This window comes from Castellaniella sp., assembly GCF_049651205.1.
Taxonomy (GTDB): domain Bacteria; phylum Pseudomonadota; class Gammaproteobacteria; order Burkholderiales; family Burkholderiaceae_B; genus Castellaniella.
Genome location: NZ_JBASBR010000002.1, coordinates 12,712 through 29,435, shown reverse-complemented (window position 1 = coordinate 29,435; position 16,724 = coordinate 12,712). Strand labels below are relative to the sequence as shown.

Genomic DNA, 16,724 nt, shown 5'->3' with positions numbered 1-16,724 from the left:
GCAGCCCCCATGCGGCAACGCCTGCCGCCGGTGCCCTTAGTGCCCGCCTTTGATATCCTTGAAGCCGCGCGCCGTGTACAACCACACCGCAGACAGCATGGCACACACCCAAAACACCATCGAGGGGCCACTGCGGCCGACCAAAATGCCGCCCAAAAGGCCGCCGGCAAACACACCCAGCGATTGCGCGGTGTTGTAAAAGCCCAGCGCCAGGCCTTTGTAGGCCGGTGGCGCCACACGCGAGACCAGCGACGGCTGCAGGGCCTCGAGGATATTGAAGCAGACAAAAAACCCAATGAGCGCGGCCACCACCAGGGCAAACGAATCCATCAGCCAGGGCAAGGCGCCCAGCACCACGGCCAGGCCCAGCACCGACCACTCGAGCGCGTATTTATGGACCTTGCGCGTCTCGGTATAAAACACGGCGGGCACCATCAGCACAAACGAGGCCAGAATCACGGGCAGATACACCTGCCACAGCGTGGCCGAATCAAAGCCGCCCAAACGTCCCAGCAGGCCGGGGGCCACCATGAACAGGGCCATCAAAATAAAGTGCAGACAAAAAACACCAAAGTTAAGGCGCAGCAGATCGCGATGAGCCAGCACATCGTGCGGCGTGGCCTGCACGATGTCGTTTTCGGATTTGGGCACCTCGGGCACAAAGAACATGGCGATCAGCAGACACACAAAACCCAGCAGGCTGATGGCCCAGAACAGGCCCGAGAGGCCAAACTCGCCCACCAGCATGGGCGAGAGCACCAGCGACAAGGCAAACGAGATCCCGATGGAACCGCCCACCATGGCCATGGCACGGGTGCGCACCTCGGGGCGTGTGGCGTCCGCAATCCAGGCGGTGATGGCAGCCGACACCGCACCCAGGCCCTGGATAACGCGGCCCACGGTGACCCAATCGACATCATTGGTGAGGGCACAAATCACGCCGCCAATCACAAACAGCAGCATGCCAAACACGATGATGGGCCGCCGGCCATAACGATCGGACGCCATGCCCAGGGGGATTTGCATGACGGCCTGGGTAAGCCCATAAGCGCCCAGTGCCAGGCCCACGCGGGCCGGATCATCACCGCCCACCAGGGTGCGGGCAGCCACGGCAAAAATGGGGGTCAGCAAAAACAGGCCCAGCATGCGCGCGGCAAACAGGGTGGCCAGAGCCACGCTGCTGCGCCGCTCGAGGGGCGTCAGTTTGAGGGGTGGAGCAGAAGATCGAGGTGATCGGGCCATATGAGGATCCGTAAGAAGCAGGGGCTGCGCGTTATAGTAGCAAGTTGGCCTTTTAAGAACCTGAACTCCCCTATCGGCATGGACGCCATCTGTATCCGGGGTGCACGCACCCACAATCTGAAAAATATCTCGATCGACCTCCCGCGCCGCCAACTGGTGGTGGTGACGGGGCTGTCGGGCTCGGGAAAGTCGTCTCTGGCGTTTGATACTTTATACGCCGAGGGGCAGCGTCGCTATGTAGAAAGCCTGTCGGCCTATGCCCGGCAGTTTTTGCAGATGATGGACAAGCCCGACGTCGATGTCATCACAGGCTTGTCGCCGGCCATTGCCATCGAGCAAAAATCCGCCGGGCACAATCCGCGATCCACCGTGGGCACCATCACCGAGATCCATGATTATCTGCGGCTGCTGTATGCCCGCACCGGTACGCCCTACTGTCCCGACCACCATCTGCCCTTGCAGGCGCAAAGCGTCAGCCAGATGGTGGATCAGGTACTGACGCGCCCCGAGGGCACGCGCCTGGCGATTTTGGCACCGCTGGCACGCGGGCGCGACAACAATCTGCCGGCCGAGTGCCAGCGCCTGCAGGCCCTGGGTTTTGTGCGCGTACGCATCAACGGCAATATGCAGGTTATCGACGGCAGCGCCGTACCTGAGCCCGTGGAGGGGCCATGGGATCTGGACGTGGTGGTCGACCGCATACGTGTGCGCCCCGACAGCCGCCAGCGCCTGGCCGAAAGTTTTGAGACTGCACTGGATCTGGCCCAGGGACGCGCCCTGGTGCTGGATCTGGATTCAAACAAAGAGCAAGGGTTTTCGGCGGCTTACGCCTGCCCGGTGTGTGCCCGCGGCATGGGCACGCTTGAACCCCGCCTGTTCAGCTTCAACAACCCGGTGGGGGCCTGCCCCACATGCAACGGCCTGGGCCATGTGGATGCCTTCGACCCCGAACGGGTAGTGGCTTTTCCAGAGCTCAGCCTGGCCGCCGGCGCCATCCATGGCTGGGATCGGCGCAACGCCTTCAGCTACGCCATGATGGCCAGTTTGGGGCAACACTATCATTTCAGCCTGGAGACACCGTTTCAGGCGCTGGATGCCGGGATACGCACACGCATTTTGCAAGGCTCTGGCGACGAAGAAATCGCGTTCCAGTACCTGGGCGAAGGCGGAGTACCCACGATACGGCGCCACACCTTTGAAGGCGTGATCCCCAATCTCGAGCGGCGCTGGCGCGAGACGCACTCCACAGCAGTGCGCGACGAGCTGAACCGCCTGCGCCACACCATCCGCTGCCCCGAGTGCCAGGGCGCACGGTTGTGCAGCGATGCACGCCACGTGCTGGTGGGCGACGATCCAGGCCCCGGCGAGCGGCGCGGGCGGGCCATCTACGAGATTGAAGCCTGGTCGCTGGCCGATTGCCGTGCCTGGTTTCAGCGTACCAATATGGACGGCGCGCGGCGCGAAGTGGCCGAGCGCATCATGCACGAAATCCGCGCCCGGCTGGATTTTCTGGATAACGTGGGCCTGGGGTATTTATCGCTGGATCGCAGCGCCGACACGCTGTCGGGCGGCGAATCCCAGCGCATCCGTCTGGCCAGCCAGATTGGCTCGGGCCTGACGGGGGTGATGTATGTACTGGACGAGCCCTCGATTGGCCTGCATCAGCGCGACAACCGCCGCTTGATCGACACCCTGCACCAGCTGCGCGACCTGGGCAATAGCGTGATTGTGGTCGAGCACGACGAGGACATGATCCGCGCGGCCGACCACGTACTGGACATGGGCCCGGGCGCAGGCGAGCAAGGCGGCTATGTGGTGGCCCAGGGCACACCGGCGCAAATTGCCGCACAACCCGACTCTTTAACCGGCCAGTATCTGGCCGGCACACGCCGTATCGAGATCCCCGTGCGCCGGCCAGTGGCCGACGAGCCAGAGCAGCGCTGGCTGCGTCTGCTGGGCTGTCGCGGGCATAACCTGAAATCCGTGGATCTGGCCATTCCGGTGGGGCGCCTGAGCTGCGTCACCGGCGTGTCGGGCTCGGGTAAATCCACCCTGATCAACGACACCCTGGTGGCGGCACTCAGCCAACGCCTGCATCGCGCCCAGACACAAGCGGCGCCATTCGATCAATTGCAGGGCCTGGAGCACTTCGAAAAAATCATCAGCATCGACCAGAACCCGATTGGCCGCACGCCGCGCAGCAATCCGGCCACTTATACGGGGCTGTTCACCCCGATCCGCGAGCTCTTTGCAGGAGTGCCCGAGGCACGCCTGCGCGGCTACGATGCCGGGCGCTTCTCGTTTAACGTGAAGGGCGGGCGCTGCGAGGCCTGCCAGGGCGACGGCATGGTGCGGGTAGAGATGCACTTTTTGCCCGATATGTATGTGCCCTGCGAGGTATGCGAGGGCAAGCGCTACAACCGCGAAACTCTGGACATCCGCTACCGGGGCCACTCCATCAGCGATATCCTGGATCTCACCGTGGCCCAGGCGCTGGGCCTGTTTCAGGCCGTGCCCACGGTGGCGCGCAAGCTGCAAACGCTGATGGACGTCGGGCTGTCGTATATCCGCCTGGGGCAAAGCGCCACCACCCTCTCGGGCGGCGAAGCCCAACGCATCAAGCTATCCCAAGAACTCTCGCGGCGCGGCTCGGATCGCACCCTGTACGTGCTGGACGAACCCACCACCGGCCTGCACTTTCATGACATTGCCGTATTGCTGGATGTGCTGCAGCAACTGGTGGACACCGGCAGCACGGTGCTGATCATCGAACACAACCTGGACGTGATCAAAACGGCCGACTGGGTGATCGACCTGGGCCCCGAAGGCGGGGCGGGTGGCGGCCAGATTGTGGCCCAGGGTACGCCCGAAGTTATCGCCGCCACGGCCAGCAGTTACACGGGGGCCTGGTTAAAGCCCCTGCTGGCCGGCCACATGGGTGGCAACACAGCCCATCACGCCGGCCACAAGCACGACCCCCATCCCGAGGCCAATCACTAGGCAAGGCCCCAGCACCGCCCTATCATCGTCACCATGCGCATTCTCCTGATCGAAGACGAATCCGAGCTGGCCAACTGGCTGGCGCGCAGCCTGGCGCGCCACGGTGGCTTTATAGTGGATTGGGCCGACGACGCCGAGCTGGCCGAACGCCGCCTGCGGGTAGAAGAATTTGACGCCATCATCCTGGATCTGGGCTTGCCGGGCATGAACGGCCACGAGTTCCTGCACCGTCTGCGGGCGCGCGACAACCGCTGCCCGGTGCTGGTGCTGACGGCACGCGACGCGATGTCCGAGCGCATCGACTCGCTGCACGAAGGCGCCGATGATTTCATGCAAAAACCCTTCGCCATCGAAGAACTTGAAGCCCGTCTGCACGCGCTGATTCGCCGCAGCCGAGGGCGCGAGCACCCGCGCTGGATGCTGGGCGACCTGGTGCTGGATATCGGCAGCCAGCGGTTTTTGCACCACGATCAGCCGCTGGGCTTGTCGCCGCGCGAGTTCTCGGCCCTGAAAGTGCTGATGCAAAAGGCGGGAGAGCCAGTGACCAAGCAACAAATGCTGGATCGCATCAGCCCGGACGACACCAGCATCAACCTTGAGGCCATCGAGGTGCTGATCCACCGCCTGCGCAAGAAACTGGCCAACACCCAGGTGCAGATTGTGACGCTGCGCGGCATGGGCTATTGCCTCGAGCCCCTATCCGATGCACCCCACTAAACCGGCCCGCGCCCATAGCCTGCGGGCCCTGCTGCTGTGGATTCTGATCCCGGCGCAAGTGGCGGTATTAAGCCTTGCCCTGTGGTATTCCAGCCACCAATTGCATACACAGATCGACCTGGCTTACGACCGCTCGCTGGTGGGGGCCTTGCGTGCCATCAACCACAATATTTCCACGGACAGCGGCGGGCTGTCGGTAGAACTGCCATACCTGATGCTGGAGTTCTTTGAGCTGACCGCCGACAACACGGTGTACTACCGCATCCTCACCGAAGACCTGCTGGCCGACATCGGCAACCAGCAACTGCCGCTGCCCGATGAGGCACTGGTGTCGGGGGTGCCGGTGTTTTACGACCGCAGCTACCTGGGCACCAGCGTGCGCATTGCCGCCATGGCACGGCCCATGAACCCACCCTTGGCCGGGCAGCCCGACGGCCGGGTGATCGTGATGGTGGGCGAAGACCGCACCGGGCGCGATGCGGTGATCCGCGACTCGATGCTGCGCAGCGTGGTGCGCGATGTCGTCGAGGTGCTGGTGTCTTCTGCACTGATCTTTTTTGGCGTGCTGATTGGCCTGCGGCCCCTGACACGCCTGTATCGCAAGCTGAAAACCCGCCGCAGCGACGACCTGAGCCCCATCCTGGCCCCCGAACTGCCGCGCGAAGTGCAGCCGTTGGTCAACGCGGTAAACCAGCACGTGGCGCGCCACGCCCGACAAGCCCGGCGCCAAAGACAATTTCTGGATGATGCCTCGCATCAGCTGCGCACGCCCCTGGCGGTGTTAAACACCCAGCTGGATTACGCCCTGCGCGAATCCGACCCCGCCGAGGCGCGCACGGCCTTGCTGGCGATGCGCCGGGGGCTGAGCCAGGCACAACGCACCGCGGCACAGCTGCTGGCCCTGGCCCGCGCACAAGAATCCGAGGCCCAGGCCGAGCCGCATCGGGCCGTGGCGCTGACGCCCTTGGCCCAGGATGTGATCCGCCAGATGTACGGCCTGGCCCGCCAAAAACATCAAACCCTGGCGCTGGAAGGCGCCGAGCTGAACGCCCAGGTAAAGGGCGCCGACTGGTTGCTGCGCGAAGCCCTGCAAAACCTGACAGACAACGCCATCCAGTACACACCGGTGGGTGGCACCATCACTTTGCGCATCCAGCACACCGCTGACGCCGTGATCCTGGCCGTGCAGGACACCGGCCCGGGCATGAGCGAGGCGGATATCCGCAAGGCCGGACGCCGTTTCAGGCGCGGGCAAGCGGGTAAAGGCAGCCATGGCGCAGGCCTGGGCCTGGCCATCGTGCACACGATTTTGCTGCAGCATCGCGGACAGCTGCGCATCCGCAACACCCACCCGGGGTGCGAAGTGGCACTGGTATTTCCGCTGCCAGAACCCGGCACCGGCGCCTGACGCAAACCCGCCCGGCACGCCCACGGCACGCTTCTTGGCGCGCCAGGATAATCCATACATTTAAAAGGGCGATAGATCGGGGTTATCCCGTATTTGTGCAATTTTGAAAGCTAATGGAAAGCCTCGGCTCTTTAAGGTGCGAAGGATATCCGGTTGTGTCTGTGTCTGACGACCGGTGACTTCAAGCCTAAAACAGGAGACTTTCATCATGACACCCCGATCTGTAACGTTGCTGTTGGGCGGCGCCCTGCTGTCGCTGGGCATGGCCGTCTCGGCAGCCCCGTCCAAACCCGAATGCATTGCGCCGGCCAACCCCGGCGGCGGCTTTGACCTCACCTGCCGTCTTGCACAGGAAGGCCTGAAAGCCTCCGGTGCACTGACCGAGCCCATGCGTATTGTGTACATGCCCGGTGGCATTGGCGCGGTGGCCTACAACCACGTGATTGCCCAGAAACCCGACGACCCCAATTCAATCATCGCGTTTTCCGGCGGCTCTTTGCTGAACCTGGCACAGAAAAAGTTTGGCCGCTACAGCGTGAATGATGTGCGCTGGCTGGCAGCCGTGGGCTCTGATTACGGCGTGGCCGTGGTGCGCGATGATGCCCCCTACAAGGATCTGAAAGAACTGATGGCGGCCTTCAAGCAGGACCCCACCAAGATTGTGCTGGGCGCCGGCGGTACCGTGGGCAGCCAAGACTGGATGAAAGCCGCGCTGACGGCGCGCGCAGCCGGGGTGGATTACCGCAAGATGCGCTTTGTGGCCTTTGAAGGCGGTGGCGACGCCCTGACCGCCCTGCGTGGCGGCCATATCCAGGCCTATATGGGTGATGCCGCCGAAGCCTTCACGATGCTGGCAGGCGGCGCCCCCATCCGGGTGCTGGCCGTGTTTGCCGACCACCGCCTGCCGGGCAAGCTGTCTTCAGTGCCCACCGCACAGGAAGAAGGCTTTGACATCCAGTGGCCCATCATCCGCGGCTTTTACGTAGGCCCCAAGGTATCGGATGCCGATTACCAATGGTGGGTGGATGCCTTCAATAAAACGCAGGCCGACCCCTCATTCGAGGCCATCCGCGACAAGCAAGGCCTGTTCCCGTTCAACAAGTCGGGCGCCGAGCTGGATAAATACATCAAAGAGCGTGTGGCCGACTACACCAAGCTGGCCGACGAGTTTGGCCTGATTCGTAAATAAACCATCTATACCGGACTTCGCCATGAGTGATCGTACTGTGGGCTTTTTTGCCCTGATCTTTGCCGGCCTGATGGCGTGGTTCGGCCACGACCTGCAGGCCCCATTTTCCTACGAACCCGTGGGGCCGCGGGCGTTTCCCATGCTGATCGCCCTGATCATTGCCCTGTGCGGTGCCTGGCTGATGTACAAGCACTGGCACGAACACAGCCATGGCAAGCACATCGACTGGCCACGCCTGCTGCTGATGATGGTGTACATCTTTGGCTACGCGATGCTGTTCGAGACGCTGGGCTTTATCTTCGCCACGGCCATTGTCACCGTGCTCATTGGCCGCCTGTTTGGCGGCACCTGGGGAAAACTGGCGATTGGCGGTGTGCTGATGGGTGTGCTGTTTTTCCTTTTGTTCGACCGTGCCCTGGATGTGGTGCTGCCCCTGGGCCCGCTGGAGTCTCTGCTATGAGCCAGATTTTTGATCATCTCAGCATCGGTTTCGATGTCGCGTTTTCGTGGATGAACCTGCTGGTGGCAGCCCTGGGTGCCTTTTTGGGCACCATGGTGGGTGTGCTGCCGGGCCTGGGCCCCATCAACGGCGTAGCCATGCTGATCCCCATCGCCTACGCCCTGAACCTGCCCCCGGAAACCGCCTTGATCTTGCTGGCGGCCGTGTATGTGGGCGCCGAATACGGCGGGCGCATCAGCGCCATCCTCATCAATGTGCCAGGCGAAGCCAGTGCCATCATGACTACGCTCGACGGCTATCCGCTGGCACGCAAAGGTTTGGCCAATGTGGCGCTGTCGCTGTCGGGCTGGTCGGCGTTTTGCGGTTCTTTGGCAGCCACCATCGGTGTGATTGTGCTGGCCCCCTTGCTGGCACGCTGGGCGCTGGCCTTTGGCCCGGCCGAGTACTTTGTCCTGATCGTATTTGCATTTTGCTGTCTCACCAGCCTGCTGGGGCGCCAACCTGTCAAGGGCACGTTGTCGGCCATGCTGGGCCTGGCCATTGCCACCGTGGGGGTGGACGCCAACTCGGGCGTGTACCGCTACACCTTTGATTCCGTGCACCTCTTTGACGGCATCGACTTCGTGGTGGTGGTGATTGCCCTGTTTGCCATTGCCGAGCTGCTTGAGCTGCTGGAATCCGCCGTGCGCGGCGAAAACCCGGATGTGCCTCCCAGCACGCGCAAGCTGTTCAACATGACAGAGCTGCTCTACACCAAATGGACGGTGCTGCGCGGTTCTTTGCTGGGCTTCTTTATTGGCGTGCTGCCGGGCGCGGGCGCCAGTGTGGCCTCTGCGGTGGCCTACTCCAACGAAAAGCGCTACCAAGAAGGGCGCGATCCCAATGCCTGTTTTGGCGAAGGCGATCTGCGCGGTGTGACGGCCCCCGAGGCAGCCTCCACGGCGGCGGCGGTGGGCTCTTTTGTGCCCATGCTTACCCTGGGGGTGCCGGGCTCGGGCACCACAGCCGTGATGATGGGCGCCCTGACGCTGTACAACATCACCCCTGGGCCCGTGCTGTTTGACACCAAGCCCGAGTTGGTCTGGGGCCTGGTGGCATCGCTCTTTATCGCCAACGTGATGTTGTTCCTGATGAACATCCCGATGGTGCGGGTGTTCTCCAAAGTGCTGGCGCTACCCAACTGGCTACTGGTACCGGGCATCCTGTGCATCAGTTACATCGGCGTGTATGCCATCAATGCCGGCACGTTTGATCTCACCATGGCAGCGATACTGGGCCTGATCGGCTACCTGCTACGCAAGGGCGGCATCCCGATGGCCCCGATGGTACTGGGCGTGGTGCTGGGCAATATGATGGAGCAAAACCTGCGCCGGGCCTTGTCCATCACCAATGGCGAGCTCTCCATCCTGTGGGGCAGCCCGATTGCCATCGGCCTGTGGATCGTCTCCCTGGCCATCGTGATCATCCCGCCGATCATGCGCCGCCGGTCCAAAGGCAAGCTGTCGGCCAGCGCACAAGCCGCGCTGGAAGGCGAAGAGTAATCAGGGAAACAAGGCCGGATGGCGGCGCAGCGGGCCAGCCGGCCCATCCCAGTGCCAGGTGGCCTCACCCACCACACACGGGGGCAAAAGGCGGCGAGCCGGCCCCCATTCAGTGTCTTCTGCACGCGTGTGCGCCGCATCCAGCGGCACCGGCCCAAGGGCCGGTTTTTTTTCGGCCACACGACCACTGGCCAACAAGGCAGCCATGCGCGCCAGCGATACGCGCCATACGCTGCCCTGCCCAGCCGCCTGCTGCTGCAGGCCCTGCATCACGCAGGCGGCCATCCAGTAGCCCGCCGATTGATCCAGCGCCTGTACTGGCAGGGGGGCAGGCGTGCACCCCGCAGGATCAGGCCTCGCTCCATCGCCCTGGGCCATGGCCTGTGCCAAATGCCCGGCCGGGGGCTCTGCGGCCGCCGTGCCGCTTGCCGGCCAGGCAATACCAGTGCTCATTTGCACCAGGCTGTCAAAGCCTCGGCGGCCACGCCAGGGCCCTGTCCAGCCCCAGGCATTGAGGCTGACATCCACCAGACCCGGGCGAATCCGCTGACGCACCGACGTCCCCAACCCCAGGCGCTCCAGCGCATCCGGCCGATACCCATGCACCAGCACATCGGCTTGTGCCAGCAGCTGAACAAACTGCGCCCGTCCAGCGGCATCGCGTAGATTGAGCGCCGCACAACGCTTGCCCACGGTGACTTCGGGCACCATGCCGGGTTCTTCCCAGCCGACGGGATCCAGGCGCAGCACCTGCGCACCGTAGGCCGCCAGCCAGCGGGTGCACACGGGCCCGGCCAGTACGCGGGTCAGATCCAGTACCCTCAAGCCCGCCAGCGGACGCAAGGGATCCAGGGGGACATGAACGGAGCGCACAGCAGCAGGCGACGGGGATGATCCGGGCAGCGGCAAGCCTGGCAGATAATGCACCAGGGGCTCGGCAGCCACCGCCAGCCCCTGTGGATGTTGAGCCCAGGCCTGCGGCGTGCGCAGTGCGGCCGCGCAGGCATCTGCCTGCACCAGGGCGTCTTCGAGTGCCAAGGCCTGCCAGCGCTGCACCTGTGCAGCCACTGCCTGGCGGGTAGCATCGGCACCCAAGCCCAACACCTGCAAGGCACGCGCCCGGTGATGGGCGGCATTGGCATGGATGCGGATCCAGCCGTCACGGGTGCGGTAATCACCGGTGACGGCATCACGCACTTTGGGGATCTGCCAGCCGACGGGCTGCAAGGTATAGCCAAACCACGCCGAGGCCAGGGCCACATCCACTTGCACCGAGGGCGGCGCAGGCTGCGTACCACCGGCCGGGCCAGTCGATACCAACGAAGATGACATGTGGCCGGCCAGCACACAGGCTGCCGCCGCCATGCTGGCGCAGGCCAGATCGGTGACGGGATAAGCAGAAGCCAGCGCCCCCTGGCCGTGCCACTGAATGTGGCAGGCCGCTTGATGCGCGGCAGGCGAGGCTCCCAGCGCATCCAGAAACGCCTGTAGCCAGGCATCGCGCAGGCTGGGACAGGCGGGGGCTTTCATGGTTAATCCATGCGAAACAGGTTGTGGTGCTCGCGGATGGCGTAGCGGTCGGTCATCCCGGCGATGTAGTCGGCAATGGCGCGGGCTTGCTCGATGGGGTCGTCGCGCTGGTATTCGCCGGCCAGCAGACGAGGATCATCCAAAAATGCGGTGAAGAGATCCCGGACGATGCGCCGCGCTTTATTGGTCATGCGCATCACCTGGGCGTGGCGATACAGGTTATCGAGCAAAAATTTCTTGAGTGCATCTGCCTGGGCACGCAGATCATTCGAAAAAGCCGCCAGCGAAGGGCCTGCCCGCACGGCATCGGCCGAATCGGGCTTGAGGGCGGCAATGCGCGCAGCCGTGGTGCGGGTGAGATCCTGCACCAGGGTGTTGATCATCGCACGGATGACTTCAGACAGCAGACGTTTGCCCTCGGCCTGGGGATACTGATGGCATACCTGCTGGTGGTGCTGCGCAAAAATGGGCAATTCCAGCAACTGCTGCACGGTGATCAGGCCCGAGCGCACGCCATCGTCGATATCGTGGTTGTTGTAGGCGATTTCGTCTGCCAGGTTGGTGAGCTGGGCCTCAAGCGAGGGCTGCGTGCCATCCAGAAACCGCGCCGCCACCGGCCCCAACAGGCGCGCATGGCGCCGCGAGCAATGCTTGAGGATACCCTCGCGGGTTTCAAAGCACAGGTTAAGGCCGTTGAAACCGGCGTAACGCTCTTCGAGCTCGTCGACAATCCGCAGGCTTTGCAGGTTGTGCTCGAAGCCACCCGCCTGGGGCGCCAGCGATTGCATGCAGGCATTGAGCTCATCCTGGCCGGCATGTCCAAACGGCGTGTGGCCAAGGTCGTGGGCCAGCGCCATGGCCTCGATGAGGTCTTCGTTGACAGCCAGATTGCGTGCCAGGCTGCGGGCAATCTGGGCAACTTCGATGCTGTGGGTAAGCCGCGTGCGGAAAAGATCGCCTTCGTGATTGAGAAACACCTGGGTTTTGTATTCGAGGCGCCGAAACGCGGAACAATGCACAATGCGATCGCGGTCGCGCTGAAACGCGCTGCGCCCCTGGGGCGGGGCCTCGGTGTAACGGCGGCCCCGGGTGTGCTCTGCATGACAAGCGTAAGGTGCCAGGGTTGCCATGATCAGACCTTGATCTCTTGGGCCAGCAGCGGCCTCACCAGGGTATCGTCCACTGCTTGCAGGGTGGCCTGCCCCAACTGCGGCAGCAGCACGTAACGGATATGGCTGCCTTCGGTCTTTTTATCTACCCGCATCAGCTCAAACCAGCGCTCAGGCCCAAGTTTGGGGGCCTGCACGGGGCAGCCGATGGCAGCCACCAAATCGCGGATACGATCGGCCACGGTGGGATCCAGCCCACACACCTGTACCGACAATTGCGCGGCCAGCACCATGCCGCAGCCCACGGCCTCGCCATGCAGCCATTGGCCGTATCCCAAGCCGGATTCAATAGCATGGGCGAAGGTGTGACCAAAATTAAGGATGGCACGCAGGCCGGATTCACGCTCGTCTTGCGACACCACCTGGGCTTTGATCTGGCACGAACGCTGGACGGCGTAGATGATGGCGGCTTCGTCCAGCTGGCGCAACGCCTGCACGTTGGTTTCGCACCAGTCGAAAAACTGCGCATCGGCAATCATGCCGTACTTGATGGTTTCCGCCAGGCCGGCGGAAATCTCGCGCGCCGGCAAGGTGGACAGCACGGAGGGGTCGATTTCGACGGCCTGGGGCTGATAAAACGCACCAATCATGTTCTTGCCCAGCGGGTGGTTGATGGCCGTTTTGCCACCCACCGAGGAATCCACCTGTGCCAGCAAGGTGGTGGGCACCTGGATGAACCGCACGCCACGCATATAGCAGGCCGCTGCAAAGCCACACATGTCGCCAATGACGCCGCCCCCCAGGGCCACCAGCACCGCCTTGCGATCGAGCGCGGCTTCGAGCAGCGCATCAAAGATCTGATTAAGCGTTTGCCAGGTTTTGGTGTCTTCGCCGTCGGCAAGCTCTATCCACTGCAAGGCCTTGCCGGTGGCCGCAAGCGCTGCACGCACCTGCGGGCCATACAAGGCCGACACCGTGACATTGGTTACCACGGCTATGGCAGTGGCATCAGCCGGGATGACCTGAGCAAGGGCATCGAGGCGGCCATGAGCAATGTGGATGGGGTAGTTGCCGCCGGGTGTGCGGACGTCTAGTGTTTGCATGGCCATACCGGATTAGAAAGTGATGGAGTGCTCGGCCAGCCGGGCCACCAGTGTGTGCACCAACTGCGGCACGGGTTGGTCGGCCGTGTCCAGGCAGATGTCAGCCACTTCATCATAAAGGGGTTCGCGCTGCTGGAGAAGCTGAGCGATGCGTTGGCGGGGGTCTTGCGTACGCAGCAGGGGCCGGCTGCGGTCTCGGGCAACCCGGCGATAGAGCTCTTGTGCCCCGGCACGCAAATAAATGACACAACCGCGTTTGAGCATCTCGCGGTTTTCGGGGGCCAGCACCGCGCCCCCTCCGGTGGCCAGCACCAGGCCGGGCATCCGGGTGTATTCATCCAGCAACGTGGTTTCGCGACGACGGAACCCGGCCTCGCCTTCGATGTCGAAGATGGTGGCCACGGGCACGCCGCAGCGCCCGATGATGGCATGATCCAGGTCGACAAACTGGCGGTTGAGGGCAACAGCCAGCTGGCGGCCAATGGTGGTTTTGCCCACCCCCATCATGCCCACCAGAAAAATTGGCGAGGCCTGGCAGGGCACCACTTTTGGGGCAACTTGAGCATCGGCAGGCGGGGTTTCTGACAGCATACGCAACAGGTGTACAAATGGTTTGCATGTATTATCGCATTGGCTGGCCCAATCATTTTTCCAGCAGCCTTTCAGGCTGCTTCATAGGCGGTTCTACCCCTATTTAGCAGCATCCAGTTACATACGCCTCACACCGCATCCCTGGCGGCCCCCTGCCAGGGCTTACAATCGCCCCTGATGAGAACCACCAAAACCACCTCCAAGCAAAAGGCGCCCGCCCGCTCCTGGCTTTCGCGCCTGATCCTGAAGGCGTTCGTGCTCTGCGCCGGCCTGGGCATCTGTGGCGCACTCTTGCTGACACTGGCGCTGGCATTGGCCTGGCCCAATCTGCCCGACCTCCACGCGATGACCGACTACCGGCCGCGCGTGCCGCTGCGCATCTACACGGCCGACCGCGTGCTGATTGGCGAGTTTGGCGAAGAGCGCCGCAATGTGCTGCGCTTCAACGAGATCCCGGACGTCATGAAATCGGCCATCCTGGCCGCCGAGGACGACCGCTTCTATCAGCATGGCGGCATCGATTGGGCGGGCGTGCTGCGCGCAGCCGTCGCCAACGTGGTGCACATGTCCAAGACACAGGGCGCCAGCACCATCACCATGCAGGTGGCGCGTAATTTTTATCTGTCCTCCGAAAAAACTTACACGCGCAAGTTCTACGAACTTCTACTCACCTTCAAGATCGAAGCCACGCTCAGCAAAGACCAGATTCTGGATCTGTACATGAACCAGATCTTCCTGGGACACCGGGCTTATGGCTTTGCGGCGGCCAGCCGCACGTATTTTGGCAAGCAACTGGCCGACATCACGCCCGCCGAGGCCGCAATGCTGGCCGGCATCCCCAAAGCGCCGTCGCGGTTTAACCCGATTGCCAATTTTGATCGCGCCAAATCCCGCCAGGCCTATGTATTGGGCCGGATGCACGAGCTTGGCTACCTGAACGACGCCGAGTACGAGAAGGCCAAGGCGCAAGAGATCGTGATCCAATCGGCTGCCGGCACCCCCACCGGGCGCTACGCAGTGCACGGCGAATACCCGGCCGAACTGGCCCGCCAGCTGCTGTACGGCGTGTATCAGGACGACATCTATTCGCGCGGCTTCAATATCTACACCACGATCAATTCGGTGGATCAGGAAGCCGCTTACCAATCGCTGCGTGACGGCGTGCTGGATTACACCCGGCGCGCCTACTACCCGGGCCCCGAAGAAACCATCGATTTGCCCGAAGGCATCGAGAACCAGCCCGAGGCCTTCAACGAAATCCTGGACACCGTCCAGGAAAAATACCCGGACAACGGCGATCTCCTCACCGGCATCGTGCTTTCGGCCAGCCCTACCGAAGTCAAAGTGGCACGCAGCCCAAAACAGATCATCACCATCACCGACAAAAGCGCTTTGCGGGTGGTGGCCCGCGGCCTGGGGCCCAAAGCCAAAGACTCCGTACGCATCTCACGCGGATCTGTGGTGTATGTGCACAAGCAGGATAACGATGTCTGGGAGCTTTTAAACAAACCCAGCATTCAGGCGGCACTGGTATCGGTGCGCGCACAAGACGGCGGCATCCTGGCGATGGTGGGCGGATTTGACTTCGAAGAAGGCAAATTCAACCGCGTCACCCAGGCCTGGCGTCAACCAGGCTCGTCCTTCAAACCGTTTATCTACGCCTCGGCACTCGAGCGCGGCCTGACCCCTGCCACGCAGATCTCCGACGAGCCCTTCTCGCTGACCGCCGAGCAAACCGGCTCCAAGGCCTGGAACCCCAAAAACTACGGCCGGGCCTACGAACCCATGCTGACCATGCGCCAGGGCCTGTACAAATCCAAGAACATGGTGTCGATTCGCATCATGCAGGCAGTGGGCCCGCAATACGTGCAGGATTACGTCACCCGCTTCGGTTTCGACCGCTCGCGCCAGCCCGCGGTGCTGCCGCTGGCCCTGGGCGCAGGCAGCGTGACACCACTACAACTGGCAGGTGGTTTTGCCGTCTTTGCCAATGGTGGCTATCGCGTACCACCGTACCTGATTGATCACGTCACGGACAGCAGTGGCAAAGTCATCATGCGCGCACGGCCCACCGTGGCCGGCGATACGCTGGCCCGGGTGATCGACCCTCGCACCGCCTACGTGATGGATGACATGCTGCGCGGCGTGGCCACCTATGGCACCGGCGCACGCGCACACCGCGAACTGAAACGCAACGATATCGGCGGCAAGACCGGCACCACCAATGATTCTCAGGACGCATGGTTTGCCGGGTTTACGCCCAAGCAGGTGGCCGTGGCCTGGATGGGCTTCGACCAGCCCAAATCGATGGGCCAGGGCGAAACCGGCGGCGGCGCAGCACTACCCATCTGGGTAGGCTATATGCGCACGGCCCTTAAAGGCCAGCCCGAGATTCCGCCTGGCCCCATGCCCAGTGGCCTGTCACGTATCAACGGTGATTTTTATTTCTCCGAATACCCCCCCGGGGTGGCCATCGCACGCGTCGGCCTGCCCGCTCCTGGCGATCCGCTTTCCGGAAACCCATCCGACAGCGGCCAGGACGGCATCGGTGCCCTGCTGGATCAACTGCACAGCCGCAGCGACAACGAAGCGGCCGTGCCCCAACCTGTCCGAGTGCCCTTTTAATGATTAATTGCTCCGTGGCCCGCCTGGCCGCCCGCGTTGCCCCCCTGACATTGGCTCTGGGGCTTGCAGGCTGCGGCATGAAAGGTCCGCTGGTGCCGGCAACGCCGCCCCCGCCGGTTGATCCCGTCCTGACTCAGCCGCCGGCCATCAGCCCGGCTGCGCAGAGACCCAACGCCACTCCACTTCCCTCTTCTCACCCCTGAACGCTT

Annotated in this window: 13 protein-coding genes; 8 read left to right on the top strand and 5 right to left on the bottom strand. The window is 63.0% G+C overall.

The window, feature by feature from the left end; all coding sequences use genetic code 11:
* Positions 1–36: 36 nt before the first annotated feature.
* Positions 37–1,242 carry an MFS transporter gene (locus tag WA928_RS00325; RefSeq protein ID WP_424298169.1) on the bottom strand — a complete coding sequence of 402 codons (1,206 nt, stop codon included), beginning with the start codon at positions 1,240–1,242 and terminating at the stop codon, positions 37–39.
* Positions 1,243–1,320: 78 nt separating this feature from the next.
* Here WA928_RS00325 and uvrA point away from each other — a divergent pair, with 78 nt between their 5' ends.
* The 6 genes from uvrA to WA928_RS00295 all read left to right on the top strand — a co-directional run bounded on the left by uvrA (position 1,321) and on the right by WA928_RS00295 (position 9,557).
* Positions 1,321–4,242: an excinuclease ABC subunit UvrA gene (gene uvrA, locus WA928_RS00320; protein ID WP_424298167.1), complete on the top strand. Its 2,922-nt coding sequence runs from the start codon at positions 1,321–1,323 to the stop codon at positions 4,240–4,242.
* 33 nt (positions 4,243–4,275) lie between these two features.
* Entirely contained in the window at positions 4,276–4,959 is a 684-nt protein-coding gene (locus tag WA928_RS00315; protein ID WP_424298165.1) for a response regulator, read from the top strand.
* The gene (locus WA928_RS00310) at positions 4,946–6,367 is read left to right on the top strand and encodes a sensor histidine kinase (RefSeq protein WP_424298163.1); all 1,422 of its coding nucleotides are present in this window, start codon (positions 4,946–4,948) and stop codon (positions 6,365–6,367) included. Before WA928_RS00315 ends, WA928_RS00310 begins: the two co-directional genes overlap by 14 nt.
* Positions 6,368–6,575: 208 nt before the next feature.
* Positions 6,576–7,556 (top strand): Bug family tripartite tricarboxylate transporter substrate binding protein, encoded by a 981-nt coding sequence (locus tag WA928_RS00305; protein WP_424298161.1) that lies wholly within the window; start codon positions 6,576–6,578, stop codon positions 7,554–7,556.
* Between the two features lie 22 nt (positions 7,557–7,578).
* A complete protein-coding gene (locus WA928_RS00300; RefSeq protein ID WP_424298159.1) occupies positions 7,579–8,016 on the top strand; it encodes a tripartite tricarboxylate transporter TctB family protein in 438 nt (145 codons plus the stop codon).
* A complete protein-coding gene (locus WA928_RS00295) occupies positions 8,013–9,557 on the top strand; it encodes a tripartite tricarboxylate transporter permease (RefSeq protein WP_424298157.1) in 1,545 nt (514 codons plus the stop codon). The genes WA928_RS00300 and WA928_RS00295 overlap by 4 nt, the downstream gene beginning before the upstream one ends.
* Here WA928_RS00295 and WA928_RS00290 read toward each other — a convergent pair whose 3' ends face one another.
* The 4 genes from WA928_RS00290 to WA928_RS00275 are packed head-to-tail and all read right to left on the bottom strand — an operon-like array spanning position 9,558 to position 13,890.
* The gene (locus WA928_RS00290; RefSeq protein ID WP_424298155.1) at positions 9,558–11,087 is read right to left on the bottom strand and encodes a CoA transferase; all 1,530 of its coding nucleotides are present in this window, start codon (positions 11,085–11,087) and stop codon (positions 9,558–9,560) included.
* A 2-nt stretch (positions 11,088–11,089) separates the two neighbouring features.
* Entirely contained in the window at positions 11,090–12,217 is a 1,128-nt protein-coding gene (locus tag WA928_RS00285) for a deoxyguanosinetriphosphate triphosphohydrolase (protein WP_424298153.1), read from the bottom strand.
* 2 nt (positions 12,218–12,219) lie between these two features.
* A complete protein-coding gene (aroB, locus tag WA928_RS00280; protein ID WP_424298151.1) occupies positions 12,220–13,299 on the bottom strand; it encodes a 3-dehydroquinate synthase in 1,080 nt (359 codons plus the stop codon).
* Between the two features lie 12 nt (positions 13,300–13,311).
* Positions 13,312–13,890 carry a shikimate kinase gene (locus tag WA928_RS00275; RefSeq protein WP_424298149.1) on the bottom strand — a complete coding sequence of 193 codons (579 nt, stop codon included), beginning with the start codon at positions 13,888–13,890 and terminating at the stop codon, positions 13,312–13,314.
* Positions 13,891–14,067: 177 nt separating this feature from the next.
* On the opposite strand from WA928_RS00275, the gene WA928_RS00270 reads away from it, so the two are divergent.
* Both WA928_RS00270 and WA928_RS00265 read left to right on the top strand, forming a co-directional pair.
* Positions 14,068–16,515 (top strand): penicillin-binding protein 1A, encoded by a 2,448-nt coding sequence (locus WA928_RS00270; protein ID WP_424298147.1) that lies wholly within the window; start codon positions 14,068–14,070, stop codon positions 16,513–16,515.
* On the top strand, positions 16,515–16,718 hold the full coding sequence (locus WA928_RS00265; protein ID WP_424298145.1) for a lipoprotein: 204 nt from the start codon (positions 16,515–16,517) through the stop codon (positions 16,716–16,718). The genes WA928_RS00270 and WA928_RS00265 overlap by 1 nt, the downstream gene beginning before the upstream one ends.
* Positions 16,719–16,724 lie beyond the last annotated feature (6 nt).

Bases quoted from the DNA above. Each gene is read 5' to 3' on its own strand.
- aroB (WP_424298151.1), bottom strand. From the start codon at position 13,299: ATGCAAACACTAGACGTCCGCACACCCGGCGGCAACTACCCCATCCAC.
- WA928_RS00290 (WP_424298155.1), bottom strand. From the start codon at position 11,087: ATGAAAGCCCCCGCCTGTCCCAGCCTGCGCGATGCCTGGCTACAGGCG.
- WA928_RS00305 (WP_424298161.1), top strand. From the start codon at position 6,576: ATGACACCCCGATCTGTAACGTTGCTGTTGGGCGGCGCCCTGCTGTCG.
- WA928_RS00295 (WP_424298157.1), top strand. From the start codon at position 8,013: ATGAGCCAGATTTTTGATCATCTCAGCATCGGTTTCGATGTCGCGTTT.
- WA928_RS00270 (WP_424298147.1), top strand. From the start codon at position 14,068: ATGAGAACCACCAAAACCACCTCCAAGCAAAAGGCGCCCGCCCGCTCC.
- uvrA (WP_424298167.1), top strand. From the start codon at position 1,321: ATGGACGCCATCTGTATCCGGGGTGCACGCACCCACAATCTGAAAAAT.
- WA928_RS00285 (WP_424298153.1), bottom strand. From the start codon at position 12,217: ATGGCAACCCTGGCACCTTACGCTTGTCATGCAGAGCACACCCGGGGC.
- WA928_RS00265 (WP_424298145.1), top strand. From the start codon at position 16,515: ATGATTAATTGCTCCGTGGCCCGCCTGGCCGCCCGCGTTGCCCCCCTG.
- WA928_RS00315 (WP_424298165.1), top strand. From the start codon at position 4,276: ATGCGCATTCTCCTGATCGAAGACGAATCCGAGCTGGCCAACTGGCTG.
- WA928_RS00310 (WP_424298163.1), top strand. From the start codon at position 4,946: ATGCACCCCACTAAACCGGCCCGCGCCCATAGCCTGCGGGCCCTGCTG.
- WA928_RS00275 (WP_424298149.1), bottom strand. From the start codon at position 13,890: ATGCTGTCAGAAACCCCGCCTGCCGATGCTCAAGTTGCCCCAAAAGTG.
- WA928_RS00300 (WP_424298159.1), top strand. From the start codon at position 7,579: ATGAGTGATCGTACTGTGGGCTTTTTTGCCCTGATCTTTGCCGGCCTG.
- WA928_RS00325 (WP_424298169.1), bottom strand. From the start codon at position 1,242: ATGGCCCGATCACCTCGATCTTCTGCTCCACCCCTCAAACTGACGCCC.